The 25,829-nt window shown below is 66.0% G+C and carries 30 protein-coding genes; 16 read left to right on the forward strand and 14 right to left on the reverse strand.

Features of this window, described 5'->3' with window-relative positions; genetic code table 11:
• Nucleotides 1–81: 81 nt before the first annotated feature.
• Nucleotides 82–795 carry an intradiol ring-cleavage dioxygenase gene (locus PRN20_RS17180; protein WP_273958830.1) on the reverse strand — a complete coding sequence of 238 codons (714 nt, stop codon included), beginning with the start codon at nucleotides 793–795 and terminating at the stop codon, nucleotides 82–84.
• Nucleotides 796–1,145: 350 nt separating this feature from the next.
• On the opposite strand from PRN20_RS17180, the gene PRN20_RS17185 reads away from it, so the two are divergent.
• On the forward strand, nucleotides 1,146–1,274 hold the full coding sequence (locus tag PRN20_RS17185; protein ID WP_273958831.1) for a hypothetical protein: 129 nt from the start codon (nucleotides 1,146–1,148) through the stop codon (nucleotides 1,272–1,274).
• On the opposite strand, the gene PRN20_RS17190 is transcribed toward PRN20_RS17185, so the two are convergent.
• The 4 genes from PRN20_RS17190 to PRN20_RS17205 form a co-directional block, all read right to left on the reverse strand.
• Entirely contained in the window at nucleotides 1,267–1,890 is a 624-nt protein-coding gene (locus PRN20_RS17190; RefSeq protein WP_273958832.1) for a nucleoside deaminase, read from the reverse strand. The genes PRN20_RS17185 and PRN20_RS17190 overlap by 8 nt on opposite strands.
• 54 nt (nucleotides 1,891–1,944) lie before the next feature.
• The gene (locus PRN20_RS17195; protein WP_273958833.1) at nucleotides 1,945–2,733 is read right to left on the reverse strand and encodes an META domain-containing protein; all 789 of its coding nucleotides are present in this window, start codon (nucleotides 2,731–2,733) and stop codon (nucleotides 1,945–1,947) included.
• A gap of 89 nt (nucleotides 2,734–2,822) precedes the next feature.
• Nucleotides 2,823–3,326 (reverse strand): ureidoglycolate lyase, encoded by a 504-nt coding sequence (locus PRN20_RS17200; protein WP_273958834.1) that lies wholly within the window; start codon nucleotides 3,324–3,326, stop codon nucleotides 2,823–2,825.
• 86 nt (nucleotides 3,327–3,412) lie between these two features.
• Nucleotides 3,413–3,847 (reverse strand): cupin domain-containing protein, encoded by a 435-nt coding sequence (locus tag PRN20_RS17205; protein ID WP_273959050.1) that lies wholly within the window; start codon nucleotides 3,845–3,847, stop codon nucleotides 3,413–3,415.
• 146 nt (nucleotides 3,848–3,993) lie between these two features.
• Between PRN20_RS17205 and PRN20_RS17210 the strand changes: the two genes are divergently transcribed.
• Complete coding sequence (locus PRN20_RS17210; protein ID WP_273958835.1) at nucleotides 3,994–4,323, forward strand: hypothetical protein; 330 nt, start codon at nucleotides 3,994–3,996, stop codon at nucleotides 4,321–4,323.
• A 24-nt stretch (nucleotides 4,324–4,347) separates the two neighbouring features.
• On the opposite strand, the gene PRN20_RS17215 is transcribed toward PRN20_RS17210, so the two are convergent.
• Nucleotides 4,348–5,169, reverse strand: coding sequence for a bifunctional allantoicase/(S)-ureidoglycine aminohydrolase (locus tag PRN20_RS17215; RefSeq protein WP_273958836.1), 822 nt, complete (start codon nucleotides 5,167–5,169; stop codon nucleotides 4,348–4,350).
• Nucleotides 5,170–5,241: 72 nt separating this feature from the next.
• Nucleotides 5,242–5,574, reverse strand: coding sequence for an ArsR/SmtB family transcription factor (locus PRN20_RS17220; RefSeq protein WP_273958837.1), 333 nt, complete (start codon nucleotides 5,572–5,574; stop codon nucleotides 5,242–5,244).
• A gap of 49 nt (nucleotides 5,575–5,623) precedes the next feature.
• On the opposite strand from PRN20_RS17220, the gene PRN20_RS17225 reads away from it, so the two are divergent.
• The 4 genes from PRN20_RS17225 to PRN20_RS17240 all read left to right on the forward strand — a co-directional run bounded on the left by PRN20_RS17225 (nucleotide 5,624) and on the right by PRN20_RS17240 (nucleotide 7,010).
• Nucleotides 5,624–6,082, forward strand: coding sequence for an SRPBCC family protein (locus tag PRN20_RS17225; protein ID WP_273958838.1), 459 nt, complete (start codon nucleotides 5,624–5,626; stop codon nucleotides 6,080–6,082).
• 69 nt (nucleotides 6,083–6,151) lie between these two features.
• Nucleotides 6,152–6,346, forward strand: a complete 195-nt coding sequence (locus PRN20_RS17230) for a hypothetical protein (RefSeq protein WP_273958839.1) — start codon at nucleotides 6,152–6,154, stop codon at nucleotides 6,344–6,346.
• 3 nt (nucleotides 6,347–6,349) lie between these two features.
• Nucleotides 6,350–6,562 (forward strand): hypothetical protein, encoded by a 213-nt coding sequence (locus tag PRN20_RS17235; RefSeq protein ID WP_273958840.1) that lies wholly within the window; start codon nucleotides 6,350–6,352, stop codon nucleotides 6,560–6,562.
• A 94-nt stretch (nucleotides 6,563–6,656) separates the two neighbouring features.
• Nucleotides 6,657–7,010: a putative quinol monooxygenase gene (locus tag PRN20_RS17240; protein WP_273958841.1), complete on the forward strand. Its 354-nt coding sequence runs from the start codon at nucleotides 6,657–6,659 to the stop codon at nucleotides 7,008–7,010.
• A gap of 175 nt (nucleotides 7,011–7,185) precedes the next feature.
• Here the strand turns inward: PRN20_RS17240 and rsgA are convergent, their stop codons facing one another.
• From rsgA to puuE, 7 genes are all read right to left on the reverse strand, one after another.
• Nucleotides 7,186–8,259, reverse strand: a complete 1,074-nt coding sequence (gene rsgA / locus PRN20_RS17245; protein WP_273958842.1) for a ribosome small subunit-dependent GTPase A — start codon at nucleotides 8,257–8,259, stop codon at nucleotides 7,186–7,188.
• 311 nt (nucleotides 8,260–8,570) lie between these two features.
• Nucleotides 8,571–9,287 (reverse strand): DNA alkylation repair protein, encoded by a 717-nt coding sequence (locus PRN20_RS17250; RefSeq protein WP_273958843.1) that lies wholly within the window; start codon nucleotides 9,285–9,287, stop codon nucleotides 8,571–8,573.
• 4 nt (nucleotides 9,288–9,291) lie between these two features.
• Complete coding sequence (locus tag PRN20_RS17255) at nucleotides 9,292–9,864, reverse strand: SRPBCC family protein (protein WP_273958844.1); 573 nt, start codon at nucleotides 9,862–9,864, stop codon at nucleotides 9,292–9,294.
• Nucleotides 9,865–9,952: 88 nt separating this feature from the next.
• Nucleotides 9,953–10,414, reverse strand: a complete 462-nt coding sequence (locus PRN20_RS17260) for a VOC family protein (protein ID WP_273958845.1) — start codon at nucleotides 10,412–10,414, stop codon at nucleotides 9,953–9,955.
• 102 nt (nucleotides 10,415–10,516) lie between these two features.
• On the reverse strand, nucleotides 10,517–10,999 hold the full coding sequence (locus PRN20_RS17265) for an SRPBCC family protein (protein WP_273958846.1): 483 nt from the start codon (nucleotides 10,997–10,999) through the stop codon (nucleotides 10,517–10,519).
• Between the two features lie 11 nt (nucleotides 11,000–11,010).
• On the reverse strand, nucleotides 11,011–11,367 hold the full coding sequence (locus PRN20_RS17270) for an ArsR/SmtB family transcription factor (RefSeq protein WP_273958847.1): 357 nt from the start codon (nucleotides 11,365–11,367) through the stop codon (nucleotides 11,011–11,013).
• A gap of 220 nt (nucleotides 11,368–11,587) precedes the next feature.
• A complete protein-coding gene (gene puuE, locus PRN20_RS17275; RefSeq protein WP_273958848.1) occupies nucleotides 11,588–13,003 on the reverse strand; it encodes an allantoinase PuuE in 1,416 nt (471 codons plus the stop codon).
• Between the two features lie 209 nt (nucleotides 13,004–13,212).
• On the opposite strand from puuE, the gene uraH reads away from it, so the two are divergent.
• The 10 genes from uraH (at nucleotide 13,213) to guaD (ending at nucleotide 25,769) form a co-directional block, all read left to right on the forward strand.
• Complete coding sequence (gene uraH / locus PRN20_RS17280; protein WP_273958849.1) at nucleotides 13,213–13,569, forward strand: hydroxyisourate hydrolase; 357 nt, start codon at nucleotides 13,213–13,215, stop codon at nucleotides 13,567–13,569.
• On the forward strand, nucleotides 13,566–15,032 hold the full coding sequence (gene xdhA, locus PRN20_RS17285) for a xanthine dehydrogenase small subunit (protein ID WP_443112589.1): 1,467 nt from the start codon (nucleotides 13,566–13,568) through the stop codon (nucleotides 15,030–15,032). The genes uraH and xdhA overlap by 4 nt, the downstream gene beginning before the upstream one ends.
• On the forward strand, nucleotides 15,029–17,356 hold the full coding sequence (gene xdhB / locus PRN20_RS17290) for a xanthine dehydrogenase molybdopterin binding subunit (RefSeq protein ID WP_273958851.1): 2,328 nt from the start codon (nucleotides 15,029–15,031) through the stop codon (nucleotides 17,354–17,356). Before xdhA ends, xdhB begins: the two co-directional genes overlap by 4 nt.
• Nucleotides 17,357–17,503: 147 nt before the next feature.
• Nucleotides 17,504–18,376 (forward strand): xanthine dehydrogenase accessory protein XdhC, encoded by an 873-nt coding sequence (gene xdhC, locus PRN20_RS17295; protein ID WP_273958852.1) that lies wholly within the window; start codon nucleotides 17,504–17,506, stop codon nucleotides 18,374–18,376.
• Nucleotides 18,366–19,928: an ABC transporter ATP-binding protein gene (locus PRN20_RS17300; RefSeq protein ID WP_273958853.1), complete on the forward strand. Its 1,563-nt coding sequence runs from the start codon at nucleotides 18,366–18,368 to the stop codon at nucleotides 19,926–19,928. Before xdhC ends, PRN20_RS17300 begins: the two co-directional genes overlap by 11 nt.
• Nucleotides 19,912–20,994, forward strand: coding sequence for an ABC transporter permease (locus PRN20_RS17305; RefSeq protein ID WP_273958854.1), 1,083 nt, complete (start codon nucleotides 19,912–19,914; stop codon nucleotides 20,992–20,994). The genes PRN20_RS17300 and PRN20_RS17305 overlap by 17 nt, the downstream gene beginning before the upstream one ends.
• Complete coding sequence (locus PRN20_RS17310; RefSeq protein ID WP_273958855.1) at nucleotides 20,991–21,920, forward strand: ABC transporter permease; 930 nt, start codon at nucleotides 20,991–20,993, stop codon at nucleotides 21,918–21,920. The genes PRN20_RS17305 and PRN20_RS17310 overlap by 4 nt, the downstream gene beginning before the upstream one ends.
• Nucleotides 21,921–21,969: 49 nt before the next feature.
• A complete protein-coding gene (locus PRN20_RS17315; RefSeq protein WP_273958856.1) occupies nucleotides 21,970–23,052 on the forward strand; it encodes a BMP family ABC transporter substrate-binding protein in 1,083 nt (360 codons plus the stop codon).
• 201 nt (nucleotides 23,053–23,253) lie between these two features.
• On the forward strand, nucleotides 23,254–24,474 hold the full coding sequence (locus PRN20_RS17320) for a urate hydroxylase PuuD (protein WP_273958857.1): 1,221 nt from the start codon (nucleotides 23,254–23,256) through the stop codon (nucleotides 24,472–24,474).
• A gap of 2 nt (nucleotides 24,475–24,476) precedes the next feature.
• Nucleotides 24,477–25,769 carry a guanine deaminase gene (gene guaD / locus PRN20_RS17325; RefSeq protein ID WP_443112590.1) on the forward strand — a complete coding sequence of 431 codons (1,293 nt, stop codon included), beginning with the start codon at nucleotides 24,477–24,479 and terminating at the stop codon, nucleotides 25,767–25,769.
• Nucleotides 25,770–25,829 lie beyond the last annotated feature (60 nt).

The raw sequence follows: 25,829 nt of genomic DNA on the forward strand, positions 1-25,829 counted from the left end.
CTCGGCACGATAGATGGACCCGGGCGCAATGCGTTGCAAGCCGGGGACGGCGCGTATGGAGATGGCTTTCGGGCCGCGGCGCTATCCGGCCGCTCCCACGCCGATGATCATCGCGGCCTGGTAGTGCTCGTCGCCCAGAGGGCTGACCGAGGCGACGGAGGCCTGGGTGGCCTGGATGGCGATGCGGTCGTTGGTGTTCATCACGGCGCGATCGGCGCCGTGGGCGAGGTAGGGTCCGACCGTCTGATAGATCTGCTGGCTCAGGTCGTCGGGGAAGAAGATCTGGCCGACCAGGACGCTCGCCTGATCGAGGAAGACCTTGAAGTGGATGTGGGTGGTGCGGCCGGGGTACCAGCCGGGATAGATGGTTGCGAACTCGACGACGCCGTCGGCACCGGCGAACTGGGTGCCGCGCAGGAACGTTGCGCCGGTGGCATCGACGCCGCCCGGCTGGTTGGGGTAGCCGGAATACTGCCCGTCGGCGTTGCAGTGCCAGATATCGACGCGGGCGCCTTCGATGGGCTTGCAGGCTGCATCGACGACCTGGAGGCGCACGGTGGTCGGCGCGCCCTTCTGGGTGCCCTCGGTGATATCCGAGCGCTCCAGTTTCGGGTCGAAATAGTAGGGGCCCTCGGTGGTCTCGGGGGTGATGACGCACACGTCGGCGCCGGTGATGAGCGAGGTCGTGCCCGCGCCGGCCTGCTGGGCGAAGGCGGCCCGGCTCATCAGCATGCCGCCGGCGGCGGTGACGGCGACGAGGCGAAGCGCGGCTCGGCGGGTGAGGTCGGTCTGCATCGGCGGTCTCCTTGTGGGTCTCTACACTGGGTAAACCGGCGCCGGGAGGATGTCGCATTACAACCTGGAGAGCTGCATCAAGGCTTGGAAATTGGCAGGGGCCGGCGAACCTGAACGGCAGATAAATGCCCAATTCCGGGAACGTTCAATCGCGATGCCGCATTGTCGCCCCCAAGATGAACCGGCGGAAACGCCAAATGAACGCCTAAGGGGGCGGGAAAAATGATCAAGCTGGCACTGATTGCCCTGTTCGTGATGTCAATGGCGACGCTCACCATCGCCGCTTCGGCCCTGCCCGTCGAAACGAGCCCTGCCGTAGAATCCGCCAACCTCGGCTGAGCCGGGTGGCCATGAGCTCCGAGCCGGGGCGCCGACCCAAACCGATCGGCACGACAACGCAGATCGTGCTGCTTGTCCTCTTTGCCACTGCGCTGGCCGTCCTGGCATTCGCGGCGGCCAGCATCGTCAGCTTCAGCTGAGCGGAATGCCCTTCTTGCCCTTGTCGGCCTGATACGTCACCGACAGATCGTTGTAGGCGGCGTTGAGGTCGTCGACGCGCGCCACCAGCCGCTCCTTGGACGAGCGGTCCATGCCGGCGATCATGCGCTGGAGGTCGTGCGCCTCGAAGAACGCGTTCTTGCGATTGTAGAGCGGGCGGTCGGCCGGGACGTAGCCGCGGTCGGGATCGGGCACGGCGTAGACTTCCTTGAGGATGCGGATGTCGTGCGGGATACCGAAGGCGTCCCGCGTCTCCTCGTAGCTGAACAGATAGTAGAAGTTATCGAAGCCGCCCCAGGTAATGCCCGAGAGGCAAAGCGAGCAGGGCTCGTGGGTGGCGAGGAACAGGCAATCGCGCGGGGCAGGGCGCGTCTCGGTAGGCAGCTCGTAGAAGCGCTTGATGGCGTGCATCTCGCCGTGCCAGAGCGGGTTCTCGGTCTCGTTGTTGGTTTCGCCGACGACGAGCGACAGGTCGGATTTCCTCAGGATCGCCGCGCCGAACAGCTTGTTGCCCCCGGAGACGCCACGCTGCGTCAGCGGCAGCAGGTCGTGCTCGATGACATCGAGCAGGCGCGAAACGAGGTCAGGCGTATCCATGGGAGTCTCCGGTTCGTCCGGCCGAGCGTGGCGGCATCGCCGTGGCCGCGTCAACTAGAACCGCGACTTCTCCAGCCGGGCGAGTTCGGCGCCGCTGCTATCGGCGAGCACCAGCGTCTCGCCGTCGAGGCGCCAGGAGCGCGTGGCGGCGAGGGCCTTGAAGAAGCTGTCCTCCTGCTGCGTCGCGTCGTCGGAGAGGCAGGCCACGCGGGTCGCCGCGACTGCGCTGAAGGCAATCCGCTGGGCATGGATCTCGGCCTGAGCGAACCAGGAGTTGCAGCCGCCGCGGCCGCCGGCGCGCTTGTCGGAGGCGATGCTGAGGGAGGAGACGATGGTACGGGGAACCGGCTTGCCACCGATGACCCGGGCCTGCCAGGTGATGTTGAGGATCGGGGGCTCGACAACGGCCGGCTCGGGCGCCGCGGCGGTCTCATCGGGCGTGGTATCGACGCGGGCGACACGGCCGACGATGATCTCGATCTCGTCGCCGGGGGCGAGAGGATCGACGGCGTAGGGCGTGGCGGTGCGGAACCAGGCGATGCCGTCGGCCCCGGCGATCTCGGCCTCGAGGGCGTAGCTGTGGCCGGGGAGGACGACGCTGTCCTCGAAGTTGAGGGTGAAGGTCAGGGGAACCTGGGTGCCGGGCCCATCGATCAGGGCGGTGGCCGAAACGCGCGGTTGGGCAGGCGTGGCGAGGTCGATGAGCGATACGGTCAGCTGGGCGCCGGGCTGAAGCGCGATGCGTTCGCGGTAGGTGATATCACCAGTTATGGTGACCTTGTCTGCCAAGGCCGGGCTTGCAAGTGCGAGCACCAGAAGAATGCTCGCCAGACCAATACGCATCACCAGCCTCCAAGCCTTACGCAGAACTGCAGTCCTTATGGAAGATATGCAACGGCGAGACGACGGTCACCCTCCAAGCCGATAAAATCTCAGTTGAATTCGATGATCAGGTAGGGCTCGGGGAAGAAGTACTCCTCGAGGTTGTTGCCGTCGCCCCCACGGTCGACGATCAGGAAGTCCGATGTCTCGCCCAGCGGGGTCAGGACGGCGTGCCAGGTGTTCATCGCCATGTTGATGCCCTGGCCCGGCGCCGCCAGGAATGCGCGGGGACGGCCGGGGATGCCGCCTTCGTCCGGTGCGACGATCGACAGGAAGGGCCGCTGCGACAGGGGGTAGAACGCCTGGCTGCCGAGCGGGTGGCGCTCGACCATTTTCAGCGTCAGCGGCAAGGCGTAGGGCTGGCCGCGGGCGATGGAGATAAGCGGGCGGGCATGGACGCCGCCGAGTTCGACCCGCGCGAGATCGTGATAGCGCTCGGTCATGCCCCCGTTGATCGGATAGTGGTGCGCTCCCTCGGTCTCGATGACCTGCCCGAACGGGGCGTAGGCATCGCGGGTCAGGGGTTCGATGAAGATCGTGCGGCTGGCTGTCATCTCGACTCTCGGTTGATGAACCGGAACTTAGCCGATGTGCCGCCTGGCGAAAGCTTCCTCGACGCCAGGCAACGGTTGATGCGGGACTATTTGTCCGCGGGCGGATCCACCTTCACGGTGTTGGCGCTGGTGCCACCGCCCATGTAGACCGCGACCAGCTTCATCGGGACCGTGCCGGTGTTGGTGCCGTTGTGCGACCAGCCGACGGCCTCGAGCACGGCTTCGCCGGCCTTGTAGGTCTTCTTGCCCTTCTCGCCGTAATCGACCGTCAGCTCGCCTTCGAGAATGTAGGCGAAGAGCGGCACCTCGTGCTCGTGCCAGCCGGTTTCCCCGCCGGGCGGGACGGTGACGATGGCGGAAGTGACGTTGGGTGTGCCCTCGGGATAAGCGAGGGGGCGGCCAAGAACATCGCTGCCGCCCTGGACGAGCGGCGTCAGCAGGTTCTGGTACGCCTGCGGCGTCAGGTCCTCGGCCATTGTCGCGGTGCTGACGAGCACCAGCGGAACGAGCAGTCCGAGCATTTTCACGTTGTTGAGCCTCCCTCGCCGGGCCTGTCGCCGGCGCGCCAAGTTGCGGCCTGGACGACGGGATCGCAAGAGAGCCGCGTCATTTGCATTGAAACCAAAAGCGAAGATTTGCGTTCAAGGCTCGCTAGTTAGGAGCACAAATGCACAACGCTATCGAAACCCTGTCGCCCCCGATCTCGAAGGCAGCCCAGGTCCGCCGCGCGATCATCGAGAAGCTCCGGCCCTACGTGGGCTATGTCGAAGGCTGGCAACTGCGCCTCGCCTACCTCAAGGCACAGCTCGGCTCGAGCTATGCGACGCGCGAGGAGCGCGAACTGGCGGCCGGTCGACTTGATGAACTGAGGAGCGAAATCGAGGTCAGCCGCCAGCGGTTCCTCGCGGAAGCGGAGCTTTGGCCGCGGCACGATCGTATCGACGACGTGCAACGATCGATGGACCGGTTGCTGTCGCAGATCGCGGTTGCGAGATAGTTGGCCCCCGGGGCCGGCCGACCACTAGAGGGTCAGCTTCATGTGCCGGTTGACGTCCTTGTAGAGCAGGTAGCGGAAGCGCTGCGGACCGGCGTAGCAGGCCTGCGGGCAGAAGGCGCGCAGCCACATGAAATCGCCGGCCTCGACTTCCACCCAGTCACGGTTGAGCCGGTAGACGGCCTTGCCTTCGAGCACGTAGAGCCCGTGCTCCATGACGTGCGTCTCCTCGAAGGGGATGACGGCGCCGGGCTCGAGCGTGACGATGTTGACGTGCATGTCGTGGCGGACATCCGCCGGGTCGACGAAGCGCGTGGTACCCCAGGTGTTCCCGGTGTCGGGCATCCAGATGATCGGTTCGTCCTGCTCGTTGGCGACGAAGGCGGCCGGGATTTCGATCCCGTCGACGACTTCGTAGCGCTTGCGGATCCAGTGGAAGCGGACGGGTGCCTGCGATGCGTTCGTGAAGGTCCAGGCTGAGCCGGGCGGCAGGAAGGCGTAGCCGCCGGGCTTGAGCGTGTGCGCCTTGCCGTCGATCGTGACGACGGCCTGGCCCTCGACCACGAACAGCACGCCCTCGGCCTCGGTATCGGGCTCGGGCCGCTGGCTGCCGCCGCCGGGAAACACTTCCATGATGTACTGCGAGAAAGTCTCGGAGAAGCCCGACATGGGCCGGGCGATCACCCAGGCGCGCGTATCCTTCCAGTGCGGCAGGTAGCTCGTGACGATGTCGCGCATCACCCCGTGCGGGATCAGCGCATAGGACTCGGTGAAGACGGCGCGGCCGGTGTGAAGGGCGGCCTGGGAGGGAAGGCCCGCGATGGGGCTGGCATAGGTGGTCGGAGCCATGGAGCGACGCTGTGACGATGGATGACACGCCGTCTTAGCGCGAAAGAGCGAGCCCGGACAGGGCCCAACGGCTCAATCGGCGCTCCCTTCGAGACCGGTCTTGAGCTTCAGCAGGCCCTGGGCGGCATAGGCGGCATAGCTGCCGATCCAGCGCTGGTGCAGGGCCTGGATGGGGAGGGCGTTGAGGTGGTTCCAGCGCTCGCGGCCGTCTCGGCGGACGATCACCAGATCGGCCTCCTCGAGCACCTTGAGGTGCTGCATCACGGTGCAGCGGTCGAGCTCGGGAAAGGCCTCGCAGAGGGTGCCGGTGGTGGCCGGGCGATCCTTCAGCGCATCAAGGATGCGGCGGCGCAGGCGGTTGCCCAAAGCCTTGAAAACCCTGTCGTCTTCGTCCTCGCTTGACATGTTATATTTTTATAACATAATCGGGCGGAACGCAAGGAGGAACAATGAGATGGATGTGAAGCTGAAGGTATCCGGCAGGATTGCGAAGCCCGTGCACGAGGTGTTCGAGGCGGTGGCCGATCCGGGGCAGCTCTCGGGCTATTTCACCACCGGCGGCGCCGAGGGCAGGCTCGAGACGGGATCGACCGTGACCTGGGACTTTGCCGACTTCCCCGGTGCGTTCCCCGTGAAGGTGGTCGAGGTGATCAAGGACAAGCGGATCGTCCTCAACTGGGGCGCGGCGGAAGGGGCGGGGATCGACCCGAGCGGCGACACGACCGTGACGATGACATTCGAGGCGCTGGAGGACGGGCGCACGCTCGTGACCATCACCGAGACGGGCTGGGGCGAGACGCAGAAGGGCCTCGACAGCGCCATCGGCAACACCGAGGGCTGGACCGGCATGTTGTGCGCCATGAAGGCCTTCCTCGAACACGGCATCAACCTGCGCGAGGGCTTCTACCGGTAGCAGGAGCGTGATCGAAGGCGATCGGTTCGGGTCAGAAAAACTTTAGAATTAGGGTGCAGACTCAGCCACATGGCTACTCATGTGCACCCCGAACCGAATCGCCCGCTGATCGATCCGCACCAGTTCGAAGAAGCTGGCCGTGCGTTCCGCCATTGGCTCGACCGGCTGGTTGGCCATGCGCCTCCGACGGAAGATACCTCGATCGCCTGGGAAGACGGCGAACCGCACGAGGATCGGCCGGACCACGTCCCGCCCGGCCACTGACGGATGGACTGGCTCCGCGACTTCCAGCAGTCGTTCCGTGAGCCGGTTTATGGGTTTCTATCCTATTCCTGGCCCTTCATCGCAGGCGCGATCCTGATCGCACTGGGCTGGTACGTCGCAAGCGTCACGCAGCGACGCCGCCGTGGTGGCGCAAACGCCGATGCCGCGTCCGATATGGACGGCGATGGCGGCGGCGATGGTGGAGGGGGCGACTAGCCCGCAGCCTTCGAAAATGCGCAGGCGCTCCGGGAACACTCGGAGCGCGCGTCGATTCTGCCTCGCAGCACCCGCGAGACGGAAGGGAACGAGCATGGACGAGATCAAGGGCATCGCCCGGGCCAGAATTCACCCCGGCAGGCTGGACGACTATAAGCGCCTCTGTGCCGAGGCCATGGAGATCGTCCGGACCAGGGACCGGGGCACGCTCCAGTACGAGATCTACTTCAACCACGACGAGACGGAGGCGATAACGTTCGAGCGCTATCGCGACATCGACGCAGCGATCGAGCACTTCGCCAATATCGGCCACCTGATGGAGCCGTTGCTGGCGATGGCGACGGTCACGGGCGAGGTGCTGGGGACGCCCAGTCCGAAGATGCAGCTGGGGGACGGGGAGCCGAAGCTGTTCACGCCGTGGCTGGTGTTGGGGGAGCCGGGGGATTGATGGGCGATTTCGCCCTCGCGGTTTTTTTGAGCTGGTCGGATATCCAGCCCGCGGCACACCCCCTCCGAGCTTCGCTAGGCAGCGGAGCTGCCAAGCTGCGCTTGCCTCCCCCGTCAAGGGGGAGGTGGGGCTGGTGCATTTGGCTGGATGGTAAGGCTGCCAGCCAGCTCCTCGCTCATTCGAACCGTTTGCGGCGTTTCATCTCGGCTCGATGCTGTTTGTTGCGCTGCACCCGAACTCTGCGACCTTCGGCCTGAGCCCTGGGGTCGTCCTTGTTGTTCTGGAACTCCAGTTCGCGTTGCAGTTTGCCATAGGCCTTCCAGCGGGCGGCATCGAGGGCGCCGGTGGCCAGGGCGGCGGCGATGGCGCAGCCGGGTTCGGTATCATGTCCGCAATCGTGGAAGCGGCATTGCCCGGCGAGCGCCTCGATATCGGCGAAGGCAGTGGACACGCCACCGCCTGCTTCCCACAGGCCAAGCTCTCGCATGCCGGGCGTATCGAGTATCAGTGCCCCCCAGGGGAGCAGGACAAGCTCACGGTGGGTGGTCGTGTGGCGGCCGCGGGCATCGTCCTCCCGGATCGCCTGAGTGGCCATGTGCGCCTTGCCGGCCAGTGCGTTGACCAGCGTCGATTTGCCGACGCCGGAACTGCCGAGCAGCACGGCCGTGCGACCGGGCTTGAGGTAGGCGCGGAGTTCGTCGAGTCCCGCGCCGGTTACCGCCGATACGGCGAGGACGGGAGCGCCCATGGCCACCGCTTCGATCTCGCCTATGATTGCCTCGGCGTCGATACCCATGTCGGCCTTGGTCAGAACGATGATCGGGTCGACACCGTTCTCCCAGGCAGTGGCAAGGTAGCGTTCGAGCCTGCGGGGATTGAGATCGGCGTTCAGCGAGGCGGCAAGCAGCGCCACGTCGACATTGGCGGCTACGACCTGGCCGCGCGCGGCACCCGGGCCGCTGGCGCGGCGAACGAAGCTGCTGGTGCGGGGCAGCAGGTGCTGGATGACGGCACTGCCCTCGGCGGGCCGTGCCTTCACCGCGACCCAGTCGCCGGCAACGGGATAGGCGCCGTCCTCGGCGTCGTAAGCAAGCTTGCCTGCCAGCGTGGCAGAAAGCTCCCCCAATTCTGTCGCGATCTCATAGAGACCGCGTTGCTGGACGATAACTCGCGCCGGGATGAGACCGTCGGCGGCATGGATGGCAAATTGGTGCTGAAGCGCATCGCTCCAGCCGAACTGTTCGAGCAAGATGGAATTCCTTGGATCAGGGCCATGAAGGCGCCGGCCGGAATTCCGTTTGTGGGAAAGCTACGCGGCGGCGCGACGGGAGGCAGTTCGCACAATGACAGTCATTGGACACCTCCTCCGTTGCGCGGCGATTGGCATGCTAGCTCGCAGTTCGGGCGCGTGTCAAACGCCTGTGCTGCTGTGCTTCGCCGGTGACATCCAGCCCGGATCGCACCCCCTCCGAGCTTCGCCAGGCAGCGGAGCAGCCAAGCTGCGCTTGCCTCCCCATCAAGGGGGAGGTGGGGCCGGCGCATTTGGTTGGGTTGAGCGCCCTACTTCTTCCCCATCGCCAGGTACTTCGCCCGCTCGTCCGGCTGGTAGTGCTCGAGGGCGTTGCGCAGCATGATGCGGGGCATGGTCGCGGCGTGGGTGTCGAGGAAGGCGGTGAGTTGCTGGCGGTCGGAGATGGAGCGGAGCATCCAGCCGGTGGCCTTGTGGACCAGGTCTTCCGGGTCGTTCTTCAGGATCTCGGCGATGGCGAAGGTGTCGGCATAGTCCTTGCGGCGCATGAAGGCGAAGGTGGCGAGGATGGCGGTGCGGCGTTCCCACATGCTCCCGGACTTCGCCAGCCGGTAGAGGACGTCGCGCGGGCGCTCGACGAGGTGCGGGCCGACGACATGGTAGGCGGCGAGATCGACCAGGTCCCAGTTGTTGATGCGGTCGTGGCGGCGCAGGTAGAGCTCAAAGAGCTCCTGCCGGCGCTCGGGACTGGTCTTCTTCGCCTGGTACTGCTTGGCCACGATGCTCATGGCGGCGGCGCGGGCTTCGTGGATGTCGGATTCCATCAGCCGCTCGATCTCGACGGGCGGGAGCTGGATCATCTCCTTGGCGAGGTTGAAGACGTGGCCCATGCGGACGCCGATGAAGCGGTCGCCATGGGCATACTCGCCCTCGCCGAACTTGAAGTAGCGCTGGTACTTCTGCAGCTCCTCGTCCGACTGCATCTCGTGCAGGCGGACGAGGACGGTGTCGGCGGTGAGCTTGGTCATGGCCTCACTCTGCTAGGCTCCGGCCGAGCTTGTCGAGGGTCTGTTCGAGGCCCATCTCGCTCATCTGCAGCATGAATTCCGACGTGGTCGTGTTCTCGACGATTCGGAGCTCGGTCTTGCCGTCCTTCGGCGTCAGGGTGAGCACGGTGACGACATCGCGCGGGAATTCGGGTGGCAGGTTGTGGACGGCCGGATCGAGCAGCTCGCCGGTGGGTCCGGAGAGGTTCTGGACGTATTCGAGCCGTTCGTGCGGGACGACCTTCGAGTAGACCCAGGTCATCCAGATGTCGACGCCGTCAGGGCCGCGCATGGCGACCAGCGAGGTGCCGCCTTCGCAGACATCCATCTTCGCGGCGGGGGCGTCGTAGCCTTCGGGGCCCCACCAGCCCATGACGCCGGCGTCGGTGGTGAGGGCGGTCCAGACCGTCTCAGGGCCCGCGTCATAGAGGCGGGTGACGACGATGTCCTTGGTGACGAGTTCAGTCATGGCGGACACTCCCTTGGTTGCTTCGCCGATGGCAGAAAAGGGCAGGGCGGAAACTATCACGGCGGCGAGCAGCAGGCTCGAGCGATGCATTCTCTCCTCCGGGGATCGGGCAAGCCGGTGCCGGCCGCGCTGGAGGCGCGGGGCGACGGCTTGCGATTTGTGGAGATGCGGGGGCCGGTCAGCCGCCGGCGTAGGCCTTCTCGATGTCGGCGACGATGATCTTCTTCATCTGGAACATGGCCTGCTGCGCGCGGCCGGATGCGGCCTTGTCCCTGGTATCCCAGATCAGGTCGATCAGCCGCTCGGGCACGATCTGCCAGCTGAGCCCGTACTTGTCCTTGAGCCAGCCGCACATGGATTCCTCGCCGCCATTGGCCGTGAGGGTGTTCCAGAAGAAGTCGACCTCGGCCTGGTCCTTGCAGTCGACGACGAAGGAGACGGCTTCGGTGAACTTGAAGTTGTCGCCGCCATTGAGGGCCATGAATTCCTGGTCCTTGAGGCGGAAGTTCATGGTGAGCACCCTTCCATCGGGATAGTGCTGCACGTCGCGGATCTCGGCATCCTTGAAGGTGTCGACATAGAAACGGACCATCTCCTCGATGCGGTCGTCGATCCACAGGCAGGGCATGATCTTGGGCATAGCTGTTCTCCTCGCGTGGGTTGAGTTGTCCCGTTCCCCGAAGCGGAATGCATCGGCGGCGGGTTGGTCGCAGTTGCAGTCGGTGCCCGGGAGCGGGCTGGCCTAGTAGGCCGGCATTTCGGCCAGAAGCTCTTCGAGGCGCTTGAAGCCCGTCTCCATGCCGTCGGCCATCGGCGTGGCCCTGGCGCCGTCGCGGGCTTCCTTGGTGGGATAGAGGATCGTCACGACCGAGGTGGTGACGCCGGCCTTTTCGGCGAGGCGGTTGGTGACGATGGTCTGGCCGCCGGTCCAGTCCTGGTCGTAGAGTTCGCTGGTCTTGATCCAGTCGGGGCGGGTGATCTCGAGGACCTCGCCGCCAGAGCCCATCTCGAAGCCATTCGGGCTGCGGGTGACGAAGCGCCATTTGCCGCCGACGCGGGCGTCGAACTCGCAGGTGACGAAGGTCCAGTCGGCAAAGCCGAGCCAGCGCTTGATCAGGGCCGGGACAGTCCAGCAGTCGAAGACGAGGTCCACCGGGGCGCGGAAGGTGCGGGTGACCTCGATCTCGCGATCCGAGGGCAGGGCAATGGTCAGCGGGGGCATCATGGCGTGTCTCCTCAGTTCTTCTTGTCGCCCTTGGGGGCGAAGCGCTGCAGTTCATCGAGCAGGGTGTCGAGCCGCTGGTAGCTGTGCTCCCAGAAGCGGCGGTAGTTTTCGAGCCAGCCGACGGCCTCGGCCATGGGCGCGGCCTCGATGCGCACGGGCCGGCGCTGGGCATCCTTGCCGCGCGAGACGAGGCCAGCGTTCTCGAGCACCTTCAGGTGCTTGGAGATGGCGGGCTGGCTCATGTTGAAGGGGGTGACAAGCTCGTTCACGGTGGCTTCGCCCTCGGCCAGGCGCGCGAGGATGGCGCGGCGCGTGGGGTCGGCGAGGGCCGCGAAGGTGACATCGAGCTGGGAGTCGGGCGCAGGCATTTTGCATAACTCGTCGTTTCTATAACTCAATGGTTATAGAATGGGCGAGGGAGTGTCAAGGGGGGGCGATGGCGGCGCGGAAAACGTACCCCCACCCCTGTCCCCTCCCGCAAGGGGGAGGGAGACGCTCTCACGAGTGCTGGTGTTTTGATCTCCCTCCCGCTTGCGGGGAGGGGAGCCGGGTGGGGGATTCTGTCCGTGCCGAACCCTGCCTTACGGGTCAGTGCAGGATCTGACGGATGCGGAGTTCGGCGATGCGTTCCACCTGCTTGCAGGCGGTGGCGAATTCCTGTTCGCGGGAGTTGGCGAGGCGCTTCTCGAAGGCGGCCATGATCTGGGCCTTGGTGTTGTCGCGGACGGCGATGATGAAGGGGAAGCCGAACTTGTCGACATACTCCCGGTTCATGATGCCGAAGGCCTCGCGCTCGGCGTCGGTGAGGGCGTCGAGGCCGGCGGAGGCCTGCTCGGCTTCCGAGGCCGAGGTCAGGCGCCTGGCGGCGGCGAGCTTGCCGGCGAGGTCGGGGTGGGCCTTGAGGACGCCGAGGCGTTCCTCATCGGTGGCGGAACGGAAAACCTGGCACATGAGGGCGTGAAGGCCGGTGGCGGTGTCGTGGGCCGGACCCATCTCACGCTTGAAGGTGCGCTCGGCCACCCACTCGGAGTGCTCGAAGACATTGCCGAAGAGCAGGGCGAAGTCGGCGTAGGCGAGTTGGGAAGGGACGATCTCGGGCTTCTCGTAAGGGTGGGTCCGCAGCCAGTGCCGGGCGATGTCGATGCGGCTGGCGATCCAGACCTTGTCCTTGCCCAGGATGTAGTCGACGAAGCGCTGGAGGCCGGCGAAGCGGCCGGGCATGCCGACGAGGCGGCAGTGGAGGCCCACCGACATCATCTTGGGCGAACCGGCCTCGCCCTCGGCCCACAGGACATCGAACGTGTCCTTGAGCATCTGGAAGAACTCCTCGCCATTTGCGAAGCCCGATGCGGTGGTGAAGCGCATGTCGTTGGTGGCGAGCGAGTAGGGGATGATCAGCTGTGGCGCACCCATGTGCTCGCGGTAGTAGGGCAGGTCGTCGTCATAGGTGTCCGAGATGTAGATAAAGCCGCCTTCCTCGCTGGCGAGGTCCACCGTGTTCACGGAGGTGCGGCCGCAATACCAGCCGATGGGCCGGGTGCCGACCACTTCGGTGTGCAGCTTGATCGCGGCGTGGAGGTCCTCGCGCTCGTGCTCGATGTCGTAGTCGCGGTAGTCGATCCACTTGAGGCCGTGGCTGGCGATTTCCCAGCCGGCGTCGAGCATGGCCCTGACCTGCTCCGGGCTCCGCTCCAGGGCGGTGGCGACGCCATAGACGGTGATGGGCAGGCCGAGCCTGGTGAAGAAGCGGTGCAGGCGCCAGAAGCCGGCCCGGGCGCCGTACTCGTACATCGACTCGACGTTCCAGTGGCGCTTGCCGGGCCAGGGAACGGCGCCGATCACGTCGACGAGGAAAGCCTCGGAGGCGGCGTCGCCGTGCAGGATGTTGTTCTCGCCGCCCTCTTCGTAGTTGAGCACGAACTGGACCGCGACATTGGCGCCGCCGGGCCATTGCGCATCGGGAGGATTCGGACCGTAGCCCAGCAGGTTGCGGGGATAACGCATGGCAGCACCTCGTCTATTGGCCGGCGGAGTATCACCACCCGGCGGGGGGAGAGGCAAGGCCGGGAAAAATGGACCAGTTGGTAAAAATTCGCGCGCATCCCTCTTGGAACCCGGGCGAATATGCTCAATAGTCGGGCAATCACGAATAGTGCCTCCATGGCAAGCGGCGGCCACAGGGGCAGCCCGGGGCAGGGCAAAGGAACTACAGTATGGCGGGTCCCGCACGCCTGACGACGCACGTACTCGACACGATGCATGGCAAGCCGGCCGTTGGGATGCGGTTCGACCTTGCCATGGTACATGGCGACCACACGCACCATATTCTGTCAGGACACACCAATGCCGATGGGCGGGCCGACCGGCCGCTGCTCGAGGGCGACAGCTTCCACCTGGGCGGCTATGAGCTGATCTTCCATGTGGGGCAGTATTTCGAGCGGCTCGGCGTGGAGCTCGAGACCCCGTTCCTCGACACGGTGCCCGTGCGTTTCGTGATGAGCGAGGAGGCGCATTATCATGTGCCGCTGCTCGTCTCGCCGTACGGCTATTCGACCTACCGGGGAAGCTGATGACTGAAGTCCGAGGCCAGTTGCGCTTCATCCTCAATGACAGGGACGTGGTGCTGGACAACCTTCCGGCGACGCGAACGCTGCTTGATTTCCTGCGGCTCGACCGGCGGATGACGGGCTCCAAGGAAGGGTGTGCCGAGGGCGACTGCGGCGCCTGCACCGTGCTGGTGGGACGGCTGAAGCGCGGCCAGCTGGTCTACGAGACAGTCAATGCCTGCATCTGCTTCGTCGGCTCGCTCGATGCGACGCATGTGGTGACGGTCGAGCACCTGTCGGCGGCCAACGGGCCGCTGCATCCGGTGCAGCAGGCGATGGTCGATCATCACGGCAGCCAGTGCGGGTTCTGCACGCCGGGCATCGTGATGTCGCTCTATGGCATGTGGATGCAGAACGCCGATCCGTCAGTGAACGATATCGAGGTGGCGCTGCAGGGGAACCTCTGCCGCTGCACCGGGTACGCGCCGATCATCAAGGCCGGCAAATCAATCTCCGCCTATGGCACGGTGGTTGCCGATCCGCTCATCGTGGAACGGCAGTCGATCAAGGCTCGGCTTCAGGCGCTCAAGGACGGCAAGCGTGTCGAACTGGGCGAGGACAAGGACCGCGTGATCGTTCCGGCCTCGTCCGACGACCTCGCCGAGGTCTATGCTGCCAATCCGACGGGGACGCTGGTTGCGGGCGCAACGGACGTCGGCCTATGGGTCACCAAGTTCATGCGCGACATCGGGCCGATGATCTTCATCGGCGACATCGCGGATCTCCACGGCATCGGGGAAGTGGATGGTGCGCTGCGCATCGGCGCGGCCGTGACCTATTCCGACGCCGAAGCCGCGATCACCTCGCGCTACCCGCAGCTTGCGACGTTCTGGAGCCGCATCGGCGGCCAGCAGGTGCGCAATGCGGGGACGATCGGCGCCAATATCGCGAACGGCTCGCCGATCGGCGACACGCCACCGCCGCTGATCGTGCTGGGGGCATCGATCACGCTCAGGAAGGGCGATGTCCGGCGCGAGGTGAAGCTCGAGGATTTCTTCATCGCCTATGGCAAGCAGGATCGGCAGCCCGGCGAGTTCGTCGAGGCGGTGACGATCCCGCCCCTGGGCGAGGGCGAGCAGTTCGCCTGCTACAAGATCACCAAGCGGCGGGACGAGGACATCTCCTCGGTCTGCGGTGCCTTCCGCGTGAAGGTCGAGGCGGGCGCAGTGGCTGACGTCTGCATCGCCTTCGGCGGCATGGCGGCGACGCCGAAGCGTGCGAAGACGGTTGAGGCGGCCTTGCTGGGCAAGCCGTGGACCGCGGCCACGGTCGAGGCGGCGCTCTCCGCCTACGCCGAGGACTACCAGCCGATCACGGACATGCGCGCGTCGGCCGAATATCGAATGGTTTCGGCGCAGAACCTGCTCCGCCGTTTCCTGCTCGAGACGACGGGCGAAGGTGAGCGGCTGGTGAGGGAGGTGGCATGAACAAGCAGAGCGCCATCACCGCTCCCGGCGTCTTGCACGAGCCGCTGGTCCATGACAGTGCGGCAAAGCATGTGTCGGGGCGGGCCGAGTATATCGACGACATCGACGAGCCGTCGGGGACGCTGCATGCCTATCTCGCGCTGAGCGAGCGCGCCCATGCCGAGATCGCCTCGATGGACCTCACGGCCGTGCGCGCGGCGCCGGGTGTCGTCGACGTGGTCACGGCAGACGATATCCCGGGGGAGAATGACATCTCCTCGACGCACCTCCACGACGAGCCGGTCTTTGCGACGACCAAGGTCGAGTACTGGGGCCAACCGCTCTTTGCGGTGGTGGCGGAGACGCGGGAAGCGGCGCGGCGGGCGAGCCGCCTGGCGCGCATCGAGTATCGCGACCTGCCGCACCAGACCGATGTCGATGCGGCGCGGGCCAACGGCAACAGGCTGGTGACGGCACCCCTGAAGCTCGAGCGCGGCGATGTCGCGGCCGGGCTTGCCAAGGCGCAGAGGCGGCTCAAGGGTTCGATGCTGATCGGCGGGCAGGAGCACTTCTACCTCGAGGGGCAGATATCCCTCGCGGTGCCGGGCGAGGACGACGACGTAACGGTCTACGCCTCGACGCAGCACCCCAGCGAAATCCAGCTGATGGTCGGCCACGTGCTCGGTGTCGAGATGCATGCGGTGACGGTGAACGTGCGCCGCATGGGAGGTGGCTTCGGCGGCAAGGAAACGCAGGGGAACCTCTATGCGGTGGTAGCGGCGCTGGCCGCCAAGAAGCTCCACCGCGCCATCAAGCTGCGGCCCGACCGGGACGACGATTTCCAGACCACCGGCAAGCGCCACGATTTCCGCGTCGACTACGAGGTCGGCTATGACGACGACGGGCGCATCCAGGCGGTCGATGCCGTCTATGCGGCGCGTGCCGGATGGTCGGCGGACCTGTCGGGGCCGGTGACGGACCGGGCGCTGTTCCACTGCGACAACGCCTATTGGTATCCGGCGGTGCGGGCGCGGTCGGAGCCGTTCTATACCAATACCTGCTCGAACACGGCGTTCCGCGGTTTCGGCGGCCCGCAGGGCATGGTCGGCTGCGAGCGCTGGATCGAGGACATCGCCTATGCGCTGGGCCGGGATCCGCTCGAGATTCGCAAGGCCAACTTCTACGGCACCGACACCAACAACATCACGCCCTACCACCAGACGGTGACAGACAACGTCATCCACCGCGTGGTGGAGGAACTCGAGGCGAGTGCCGACTACCAGGCGCGGCGCGAGGCGGTGATCGCGTTCAACCGGACCAGCAAGGTTCTCAAGAAGGGTATCGCGCTGACGCCGGTGAAGTTCGGCATCAGCTTTACCGCCACCTGGTACAATCAGGCGGGTGCGCTGGTGCACGTCTATCGCGACGGCTCGATCCACCTGAGCCACGGCGGCACCGAGATGGGGCAGGGCCTCTACATCAAGGTGGCGCAGGTGGTGGCGGACGAGTTCCAGGTGCCGCTGGCCTCGGTGAAGATCAACGCGACGACGACGGGCAAGGTGCCCAATACGTCGGCCACGGCGGCTTCGTCGGGCACGGACCTGAATGGCGCGGCGGCAGCCGACGCCTGCCGGCAGATCAAGGCGCGGCTCGTCGCCCATGCGGCGCGGGTTTACGAGGTGAGCGAGGCCGAGGTGACGTTCGAGCCGGGCGGCGTGCGCTGCGGGCAGAAGTTCGTGACCTTCGCAGAGCTGGTGGCCTCGGCATACGTGGGCCGCGTGCAGCTTTCGGCGGCTGGTTTCTACAAGACGCCGCGCATCCATTGGGACCGGGCGGCCGGGCGCGGCGATCCGTTCTACTACTTCGCCTATGGCGCCTCGTGCTCTGAGGTGACGATCGACACGCTCACCGGCGAATACCAGGTGGACCGCGTCGACATCCTCCATGACGTGGGCAAATCTCTGAACCCGGCCATCGACAAGGGCCAGGTGGAGGGCGGTTTCATCCAGGGGATGGGGTGGCTGACCACCGAGGAGCTGTGGTGGGACGGCAAGGGCCAACTGCGGACGCATGCCCCCTCGACCTACAAGATCCCGCTCGCCTCGGACGTGCCGCCGATCTTCAACGTGACGCTCGCGGAGTGGAGCGTGAACAAGGAAGCCACAATCGGCCGCAGCAAGGCCGTGGGCGAGCCGCCGCTGATGCTGGCGATCTCGGTGGTCGAGGCGCTGTCGATGGCGGTGGCTTCGGTGGCCGAGTACCGGGTAGCGCCGCAGCTCGATACGCCGGTGACGCCCGAGCGGGTGCTGATGGGGGTCGAGCGGATGCGGAAGGCGCGAGGCTGAGATGGCGGTGCGCGGGGCTCCCCCCTCATCCGCCCTTCGGGCACCTTCTCCCACAAGGGGAGAAGGCCACCCCGCCGACATTACAGTCGGGCCTTCTCCCTTGATGGGAGAAGGTGGGCGAAGCCCGGATGAGGGTGAGGCAGCACGATGAGCCTCTCCGCCACGATCCTCCGCACTTTCCTTGCCGGCAATCCCGCGGCCATCGTCGCCGAACTGACGCAGGTGCGCGGATCGTCGCCGCGCGAGGCCGGGGCGTTCATGTTGATCTCGGCGGAGCGGCAGGTCGGCACGATCGGGGGCGGGGCGCTCGAGTACATGGTGATCGACCGGGCGCGGCAGGTGCTGCGCATTGGGGAGGCGGGGGACAGCCTCGATATCCCGCTGGGGCCCGAGATCGGGCAGTGCTGCGGCGGGCGCGTGGACGTTGCGCTGCGGCGGCTGACGCCGGAGATTGCCGCGGCGCTGGTTCAGCGACTCGCGGCTGAGGAGGCTGCGCGGCCGCATGTCTATCTGTTCGGCGCGGGGCATGTCGGGCATGCGCTGGCGCGTGCGTTGGCGCCGCTGCCGCTCAGGGTACATGTCGTCGATACGCGGCCGGATGAGCTGGTTGACCTGCCCGAGGCAGTGGAGCAGCACGCCGTGCCCATGCCGGAGGCGGTGGTTCGCTCGGCGCCGCGGGGTAGCGCCTATGTCATCCTAACCCACGATCACGCGCTCGATTTCCTGATCGGCGCCGAGGCGTTGCAGCGCGGTGACGCGCCTTATGTCGGCATGGTCGGCTCGAAGACGAAGCGGGCGCGATTCCGTTCCTGGTACCTCGGCGAAGGGTACCCTGCGGGGCCGCTCGACGGGCTGGTGCTGCCCATTGGCGGCAGGGCCTTCCCCAAAGGGCTTGGGGACAAGCGTCCGGAAGTCATCGCCGCGCTGGCGGCCGCCGAGATAATGATCCACATTGGTCGCCGGGAAGCTTCAGTCGCAGAGCCGGTTTCGACTCAGTCGGGAGCCGTCGTTGGAGACTAGCCTCATCCCCCGCCTCGAACTGGTCGGCATCACCAAGCGCTTTCCGGGCGTGCTGGCCAATGACAATGTCGGCTTCTCCGTGAAGCCGGGCGAAATCCACGCTCTGCTCGGCGAGAACGGGGCGGGCAAATCCACCCTGGTCAAGATGATCTACGGGATCATGCAGCCCGATGCCGGCGAGATCCGGTGGAACGGGCAGCGGGTGGTCGTGCACAATCCCAAGGCCGCGCGGAAGCTGGGCGTGGGCATGGTGTTCCAGCATTTCAGCCTGTTCGAGGCGATGACGGTGCTCGAGAACATCGCGCTCGGCCTCGACAGCAAGGTGCCGGCGCGCGACCTCGAGGCCAGGGTGCGCGAGGTGTTGAAGCAATACGGGCTGCAGCTCGATCCGCACCGGACCGTGTCGACGCTGTCGGTGGGCGAGCGCCAGCGCATCGAGATCGTGCGCGCACTGCTGCTCAACCCGAGCCTGCTCATCATGGACGAGCCGACCTCGGTGCTGACGCCGCAGGAGGTGGACCAGCTGTTCGTCGTGCTGCGCCAGCTGGCGCGGGAAGGCTGCTCGATCCTCTACATTTCGCACAAGCTGCACGAGATAAAGGCGCTGTGCGATACGGCGACGATCCTGAGGGGCGGCAAGGTCGTTGCGACCTGCGATCCGAAGGTCGAGACCTCGCGCTCGATGGCCGAGAAGATGATCGGCGCTGGGCTCAAGGACGTGAAGAAGGCGCCGGGCCGCTCGTTCGGGGGCGACAAGTTCGTGGTCGAGGGGCTCACGGTGCCGAGGACCGAGGCGTTCGGGACGGGGCTCGACAGCATCTCGTTCACGGTGCGGGCGGGGGAGATTTTCGGCATCGCGGGCGTGGCGGGGAACGGGCAATCCGAGCTGCTGCTGGCGCTCGACGGTGAGGTGCAGGTGCAGCCCGAAGCGATCCGCATCGAGGGCAAGGCGGCGGGGGAACTCTCGCCGAACGCTCGGCGGCGGCTGGGGCTCTGCGCGGTGCCGGAGGAGCGGAACGGGCACGCTGCCATCGGGGACTTCACGCTCGCGGACAACAGTGTGCTGACGGCTCGCAACCGGTTGGGGATGGTGACGGGCGGGCTGATCCGCGCAGGGGCAGCCAAGACCTACACGGGCAAGGTGATCGCCGATTTCGCGGTGAAGGCGCTAGGGCCGGGGTCGACGGCGGGTTCGCTGTCGGGTGGGAACCTGCAAAAGTTCATCATGGGTCGCGAGATCCTGCAGAAGCCGAGCGTCCTGGTGGTGAGCCAGCCGACCTGGGGCGTCGATGCGGGCGCGGCAGCGGCGATCCACCAGTCGATCGTCGAGCTGGCGCAGACGGGAACGGCTGTGGTGATCATCAGCCAGGACCTCGACGAACTGCTGGCGCTCTGCGACACGCTGGCGGTGATCAACGGCGGGCGGCTCAGCGCGCCGATGCGGGTGGGCGAAGTCTCGATCGAAGAGATCGGGCTGTTGATGGGCGGTATCCACGGCACAGCCGCGGAAACGCATATCGTGCCGGGGGAGCGCGATGCAGTTCCAGCTTGAGAAACGTCCGGCGCCCAGCCGGACCATGCGGATCGTGACGCCGTTTGCGGCCGTGGCGCTGACCATGGTGCTGGGCGCGATCGTGTTCACGCTGCTCGGCTATGACGGGCTGGCGGCGGTGCGCGAGATATTCTTCACGCCGCTGACCAATTCCTACAAGTGGCAGGACCTGGCGGTGAAGGCGACGCCGCTGGTGATCATTGCGGTGGGGCTGTCCGTCAGCTACCGGGCCAATGTCTGGAACATCGGCGCCGAGGGGCAGTACATCGTCGGCGCCATCGCCGGTACCGGGGTCGGGCTGCTCACCCATACGATGACGGGACCGTGGATCTTCCCGCTGATGCTGCTTGCGGGCATTGCCGGCGGGGCGGCCTATGCGGCGATCCCGGCGTTCCTCAGGACGCAGTTCAAGGTCAACGAGATCCTGACCACGCTGATGCTGACCTACGTGTCGGTGCAACTGCTCAACTACCTGGTGTTCGGGCCGTGGAAGAGCCCGACCTCGATGGGGCAGCCGCAGACGGTGCTGTTCTCGGCCGACCAGTCGCAGCCCTACATCATCCCCGGCACGATCGTGCAGGTGGGGACGCCGATCGCGATCGTGGTGGCGCTGCTCGTCTGGTTCGTGATGTCCCGCTCGGTGTTCGGGTTCCAGGTGCGCGCGGTGGGTGCGTCGCCGGCGGCAGCGCGGTATGGCGGGTTCTCGGCCAACCGGACCGTGTGGCTGGCGCTGCTGGTGAGCGGCGGGCTTGCCGGGCTCGCCGGCATTCTCGAGGCAACCGGGCCGTTCGGGCGGCTCGTGCCGCAGTTTCCGACCAATTACGGGTTCACGGCCATCATCGTCGCCTTCCTCGGGCGGCTGCATCCGCTGGGCGTCCTGATCGCGGGCACGGCGCTCGCCATCACTTTCGTGGGTGGCGAGGTGGCGCAGACGACGATCCAGCTGCCGTTCGCGGCCGTGGGCATCTTCCAGGCGATGATGCTGTTCCTGCTGCTCGCGGGCGATATCTTCGTGCGGTACCGCTTCAAGCGGAGTGTCCCTGAAGCGACGAGGGCGGCGGCATGACACTCGACCTCATCATTCCCATCATCATCACGCTGGTCGGCGCCTCGACGCCGATCCTCCTCGCCGGTCTCGGCGAACTGGTGGCGGAAAAGAGCGGCGTGCTCAACCTCGGCGTCGAGGGCATGATGCTGATCGGCGCGGTGATCACCGTGGCCGTGGTGCTGCTCACCGGCAACCACTGGCTGGCGATCGTCTGCGCGGCCGGTGCGTCCGCGGCAGCGGCCCTGATCTTCGGGTTCCTGACGCTGTCGCTCTCGGCCAACCAGGTCGCGACCGGGCTGGCGCTCACGATCTTCGGCACCGGATTCTCGGCCCTGTTCGGCCAGCCCTATACGGGCAAGGCCGTGCCGCTGTTCCGCTCGCCGTTCCCACCGGAGCTGGCGGCCGATCCGGTCTGGCGCGTGGTCTTCGGCTATTCGCCGCTGGTCTACTTCTCGCTGATCATGGTGGTGGCGGTGTGGTGGTTCCTGCAGCGGACGCGTGCGGGGCTGATCCTGCGCGCCGTGGGCGAGAACGACCTTTCGGCACATTCCATCGGCTATTCGGTGATCGGCGTGCGCTACCTTGCGGTGGCGTTCGGCGGGGCCATGGCGGGCATCGCGGGGAGTTGCTTCCCCCTGATCCTCACTCCGCAATGGGTCGAGCGGCTGACCACGGGGCGCGGCTGGATCGCGCTGGCGCTGGTGGTGTTCGCGGCGTGGCGGCCGTTCCGGCTGCTGGCGGGCGCGTATCTGTTCGGCCTCGTGATGACGCTCGAGGTCTATGCCAAGGCAGCCGGCGGCGGGTTCCGCGTGCTGCCATCCGAGCTCTGGGCGGCCTTGCCCTACCTCGCAACAATTCTGGTGCTAGTGCTGATTTCCATGCGGCGCGGCGGCAGCTCCAGTGCACCGGCCTGCCTCGGCAAGCCGTTCCTTCCAACGGGCTAGCAGCAGGGAAAGCCGGCCCGAACGACAACTCGTCATGCAGGAGAGACAGATGACAGTTCTGAACAGACGCACTCTGATCAAGATTGGTGGCGCCGCCGCGGCGCTTCCGCTGGTCGGCGGGCGCGCATTCGCCCAGGAGAAGCTCAAGGTCGGCTTCGTGCTGATCGGCACGCCGGACGACAACGGCTGGAACTTCGGCCACGACACTGGCCGCAAGTACATGCTGGACCAGATCGGTGCCGACAAGGTCGAGACCACCGTGGTGACCAACGTGGCCGAGGGTCCGGACAGCGAGCGCGTGTTCCGCGAACTGGCCCAGCAGGGCCACAAGCTGATCTACGCAACCAGCTTCGGCTATGGCGACTACGTGCACAAAGTCGCCAAGCAGTTCCCGGATGTGAAGTTCGAGTGGGCCACCGGCAATTCCACTGCGCCGAACGTCTCGCTCTACAACGCCAAGTTCCACGAGGGCCGCGCGGTCCTCGGCACGATCGCCGGCATGATGACCAAGACCAACACGCTCGCCTATATCGGGTCGTTCCCGATTCCCGAGGTGCGGATGGGCATCAACGCCTTCGCGATCGCCGCGCGGAAGGTGAACCCCGAGGTCAAGGTCAAGGTCGTCTATGTCGACAGCTGGTTCGACCCGGCCAAGGAAGCCGACGCGGCTCGTGCCCTGATCGACCAGGGCGTCGACGTCATCACCCAGCACACCGATGGGCCGGCGGCCCTGCAGGTGGCCGAGGAACGCGGCATCGTCGGCGGTTTCGGCCAGGGCGCGGACATGAGCGCCTTCGCGCCCAAGGCGCATCTCACCGCGATCATCGACAACTGGGGCCCGCACTACGTGAAGTCCGTGCAGTCGGTCCTCGACGGCACCTGGGTCGAAGGCAGCGTCTGGGACGGTATCGCCTCGGGTGAGGTCGAGATCGGCAAGTACAACGAGAAAATCCCGGCCGACGTGGTCGCTGCTGCCGAGAAGGTGAAGAACGACATCGCCGCCGGCACGCTCCACCCGTTCGCAGGCCCGATCAAGGACAATGCCGGCGCCGAGCGTGTCGCGGCGGGTGACGTGATCGACGACGGCGAGTTCTGGGCTGTCGACTGGTACGCCGAAGGCGTCGAGGCGTAAGCTTCGTATCCAACACGAGGGGCGGGCGCGAGTCCGCCTCTTTTCACGGCTGGCTGGTGCGGGGGGCTGCCCCTCACCCCGGCCCTCTCCCCCGGAGGGGCGAGGGGGCGATGTGGCACTGTCCGTGCAAAGTGCGTTCCCTCGCCCCTCCGGGGATAGGGAGTGAGACCCGAGTGGCGTGACCAGAGGACGACTGAAGCGATGACCGACTACGCGATCTTCTGGGAATGGCTGAGCTTTGCGGTGCGCTGGACGCACGTGGTGACGGCCATCGCCTGGATCGGCTCGAGCTTCTATTTCATCGCGCTCGACCTGGGCCTCAGGAAGACGCCGAGCCTGCCGCCGCTGGCGCATGGCGAGGAGTGGCAGGTGCATGGGGGCGGCTTCTACCACATCCAGAAGTACCTGGTGGCACCGGAGTTCCTGCCCGAGCACCTGACCTGGTTCAAGTGGGAGAGCTACTTCACCTGGCTGAGCGGATTCTGCCTGCTGGTGGTCGTCTACTATGTGGGCGCGGACCTCTACCTCATCGACCGGAATGTGCTGGACGTGCCCAACTGGGTGGCGATCTTCATTTCGCTGGGCTCGATCGGGCTGGGCTGGCTGCTCTACGATACGCTCTGCAAGTCGCCCTTGGGGAACTCGACCTATGGGCTGATGGGGGTGCTGTTCCTGATCCTCGTCGCCATGGCCTGGGCCTACACGCAGGTCTTCACCGGCCGGGCGGCGATGCTGCACATGGGGGCGTTCACGGCGACGATCATGAGCGCCAACGTGTTCATGGTCATCATCCCCAACCAGAAGATCGTGGTGGCGGACCTCAAGGCCGGGCGGGTGCCCGACGCCAAGTACGGCAAGATCGCCAAGCAGCGGAGCCTGCATAACAACTACCTGACGCTGCCGGTCATTTTCTTTATGCTTTCAAGCCACTACCCGCTCGCATTCGCGACGGAGTGGAACTGGCTGATCGCGGCGCTGATTTTCCTCGAGGGCGTGCTGATCCGGCACTTCTTCAACACGCGCCACGCGCGCAAGGGCAACCCGACCTGGACCTGGGCCGCGGCCATCGTGATCTTCCTGATGATCGCGTGGCTGTCGAGTGGACCGAAGCTGCCGACCGGCGCCGAGACGGTGCCGTCGCCGCAGGCCGCGGTGCTGATGCAGAGCCCGCATTTCGAGGCGGCGAGCAATGCCGTGCTCGCCCGCTGCTCGATGTGCCACACCGCCGAGCCGGTGTGGGAGGGGGTCGTCGAGGCACCCAAGAACGTAATCCTCGACAATCCTGTGGCGATCGCCAACCGTGCTCACGATGTCGCTATCCAGTCGGGCTACTCGCACGCGATGCCACCGGGTAATGTTACGGAGATGACCGACGAGGAGCGTGCCGTGATCGTTGCGTGGTTCCGCGAGGGTGGCAAGTGAGCATGAAGATCCTGCGCGGGCGGGTGCTGACCTTCGTCAGCGAGCCGCAGGCGCGCGACGACCATGGCTCGTACCGCTACATCGAAGACGGCGCCGTCGAGATCGAGAACGGCAGGATCGTCAGGGTGGGGGCGTTCGAAGGGGCGCATGCCCCGGACGCCCGGATCATCGACCACCGGCCGCACCTGATCCTGCCCGGGTTCATCGACCCGCACATCCATTTCCCGCAGATGCAGGTGATCGGCGCCTATGCCGGGGCGCTGCTCGAGTGGCTGAACACGTACACGTTCGTCGAGGAGCAGCGGTTTGCGGACGGGGCGCATGCCGAGCGCATCGCGTCGCGGTTCTTCGACGAGCTGATCCGGCATGGGACGACCACTGCGGCAGCTTATTGCTCGGTGCATCCGCAATCGGTCGATGCCTTTTTCGGCGAGGCCGAGAAGCGCGAGATGCTGATGGTGGGCGGCAAGGTGATGATGGATCGCAACGCCCCGCCGGGCCTCTGCGACACGCCGCAATCGGGCTATGACGACACCAAGGCCGGGATTGAGAAGTGGCACGGGCGGGGCAGGGCGCACTACGCCATCACGCCGCGCTTCGCCATCACCTCTACGCATGAGCAGATGGCGATGGCGGAGGCGCTGGCCAAGGAATTTCCGGACCTCCACATTCAGACGCATGTGAGCGAGAACCTCGCCGAGATCGCCTATGCCAACGAGCTCTATCCGAACTTCGGCGACTATGTCGGTATCTACGAGAAGTACCACCTGCTCGGCCCGAAGACGCTGCTGGGGCACTGCATCCACCTGACGCATCGCGAGACCGAGGTGCTGTCCGAGACGAAGTCGGTGGCGGTGTTCTGCCCGACCTCGAACCTGTTCATCGGCTCGGGGCTGTTCGACTACGACCGCCAGCACGAGCGCGGCGTGCGGATCGCTACGGCTACCGACGTCGGTGGCGGCAGTTCGTACTCGATGCTGCGGACGATGGACGAGGGCTACAAGGTGATGCAGTTGAGGGGGCAACGGCTGACACCGCTCCGCTCCTTCTACCACATGACGCTGGGCAACGCCCGGGCGATGAGCCTCGAGGACCGGATCGGCTCGATCGCGCCCGGGATGGAGGCCGACATCGTGGTGCTGAACTCCGGCGCGACGCCGCAGATGAAGCTCCGGATGGAGACCGTGGATACGCTGGAGCAGGAGCTGTTCCTGTTGCAGACCTGCGGCGACGACCGGGCAGTGGTCGAGACCTATGTGATGGGCAAGCCGATGAAATCGGCACTGCCGGCCTGATCCGAAGGTAGCGCGGTTAGCGCCTTTGGGGGATTGCGCCCGGGCATGAAAACGGTGATG

The organism is Devosia sp. ZB163, assembly GCF_028613635.1.
GTDB lineage: Bacteria > Pseudomonadota > Alphaproteobacteria > Rhizobiales > Devosiaceae > Devosia_A.

Bases quoted from the DNA above. Each gene is read 5' to 3' on its own strand.
- PRN20_RS17180 (WP_273958830.1), bottom strand. From the start codon at position 795: ATGCAGACCGACCTCACCCGCCGAGCCGCGCTTCGCCTCGTCGCCGTC.
- PRN20_RS17185 (WP_273958831.1), top strand. From the start codon at position 1,146: ATGAGCTCCGAGCCGGGGCGCCGACCCAAACCGATCGGCACGACAACG.
- PRN20_RS17190 (WP_273958832.1), bottom strand. From the start codon at position 1,890: ATGGATACGCCTGACCTCGTTTCGCGCCTGCTCGATGTCATCGAGCAC.
- PRN20_RS17195 (WP_273958833.1), bottom strand. From the start codon at position 2,733: ATGCGTATTGGTCTGGCGAGCATTCTTCTGGTGCTCGCACTTGCAAGC.
- PRN20_RS17200 (WP_273958834.1), bottom strand. From the start codon at position 3,326: ATGACAGCCAGCCGCACGATCTTCATCGAACCCCTGACCCGCGATGCC.
- PRN20_RS17205 (WP_273959050.1), bottom strand. From the start codon at position 3,847: ATGCTCGGACTGCTCGTTCCGCTGGTGCTCGTCAGCACCGCGACAATG.
- PRN20_RS17210 (WP_273958835.1), top strand. From the start codon at position 3,994: ATGCACAACGCTATCGAAACCCTGTCGCCCCCGATCTCGAAGGCAGCC.
- PRN20_RS17215 (WP_273958836.1), bottom strand. From the start codon at position 5,169: ATGGCTCCGACCACCTATGCCAGCCCCATCGCGGGCCTTCCCTCCCAG.
- PRN20_RS17220 (WP_273958837.1), bottom strand. From the start codon at position 5,574: ATGTCAAGCGAGGACGAAGACGACAGGGTTTTCAAGGCTTTGGGCAAC.
- PRN20_RS17225 (WP_273958838.1), top strand. From the start codon at position 5,624: ATGGATGTGAAGCTGAAGGTATCCGGCAGGATTGCGAAGCCCGTGCAC.
- PRN20_RS17230 (WP_273958839.1), top strand. From the start codon at position 6,152: ATGGCTACTCATGTGCACCCCGAACCGAATCGCCCGCTGATCGATCCG.
- PRN20_RS17235 (WP_273958840.1), top strand. From the start codon at position 6,350: ATGGACTGGCTCCGCGACTTCCAGCAGTCGTTCCGTGAGCCGGTTTAT.
- PRN20_RS17240 (WP_273958841.1), top strand. From the start codon at position 6,657: ATGGACGAGATCAAGGGCATCGCCCGGGCCAGAATTCACCCCGGCAGG.
- PRN20_RS17250 (WP_273958843.1), bottom strand. From the start codon at position 9,287: ATGACCAAGCTCACCGCCGACACCGTCCTCGTCCGCCTGCACGAGATG.
- PRN20_RS17255 (WP_273958844.1), bottom strand. From the start codon at position 9,864: ATGCATCGCTCGAGCCTGCTGCTCGCCGCCGTGATAGTTTCCGCCCTG.
- PRN20_RS17260 (WP_273958845.1), bottom strand. From the start codon at position 10,414: ATGCCCAAGATCATGCCCTGCCTGTGGATCGACGACCGCATCGAGGAG.
- PRN20_RS17265 (WP_273958846.1), bottom strand. From the start codon at position 10,999: ATGATGCCCCCGCTGACCATTGCCCTGCCCTCGGATCGCGAGATCGAG.
- PRN20_RS17270 (WP_273958847.1), bottom strand. From the start codon at position 11,367: ATGCCTGCGCCCGACTCCCAGCTCGATGTCACCTTCGCGGCCCTCGCC.
- puuE (WP_273958848.1), bottom strand. From the start codon at position 13,003: ATGCGTTATCCCCGCAACCTGCTGGGCTACGGTCCGAATCCTCCCGAT.
- uraH (WP_273958849.1), top strand. From the start codon at position 13,213: ATGGCGGGTCCCGCACGCCTGACGACGCACGTACTCGACACGATGCAT.
- xdhB (WP_273958851.1), top strand. From the start codon at position 15,029: ATGAACAAGCAGAGCGCCATCACCGCTCCCGGCGTCTTGCACGAGCCG.
- xdhC (WP_273958852.1), top strand. From the start codon at position 17,504: ATGAGCCTCTCCGCCACGATCCTCCGCACTTTCCTTGCCGGCAATCCC.
- PRN20_RS17305 (WP_273958854.1), top strand. From the start codon at position 19,912: ATGCAGTTCCAGCTTGAGAAACGTCCGGCGCCCAGCCGGACCATGCGG.
- PRN20_RS17310 (WP_273958855.1), top strand. From the start codon at position 20,991: ATGACACTCGACCTCATCATTCCCATCATCATCACGCTGGTCGGCGCC.
- PRN20_RS17315 (WP_273958856.1), top strand. From the start codon at position 21,970: ATGACAGTTCTGAACAGACGCACTCTGATCAAGATTGGTGGCGCCGCC.
- PRN20_RS17320 (WP_273958857.1), top strand. From the start codon at position 23,254: ATGACCGACTACGCGATCTTCTGGGAATGGCTGAGCTTTGCGGTGCGC.
- guaD (WP_443112590.1), top strand. From the start codon at position 24,477: ATGAAGATCCTGCGCGGGCGGGTGCTGACCTTCGTCAGCGAGCCGCAG.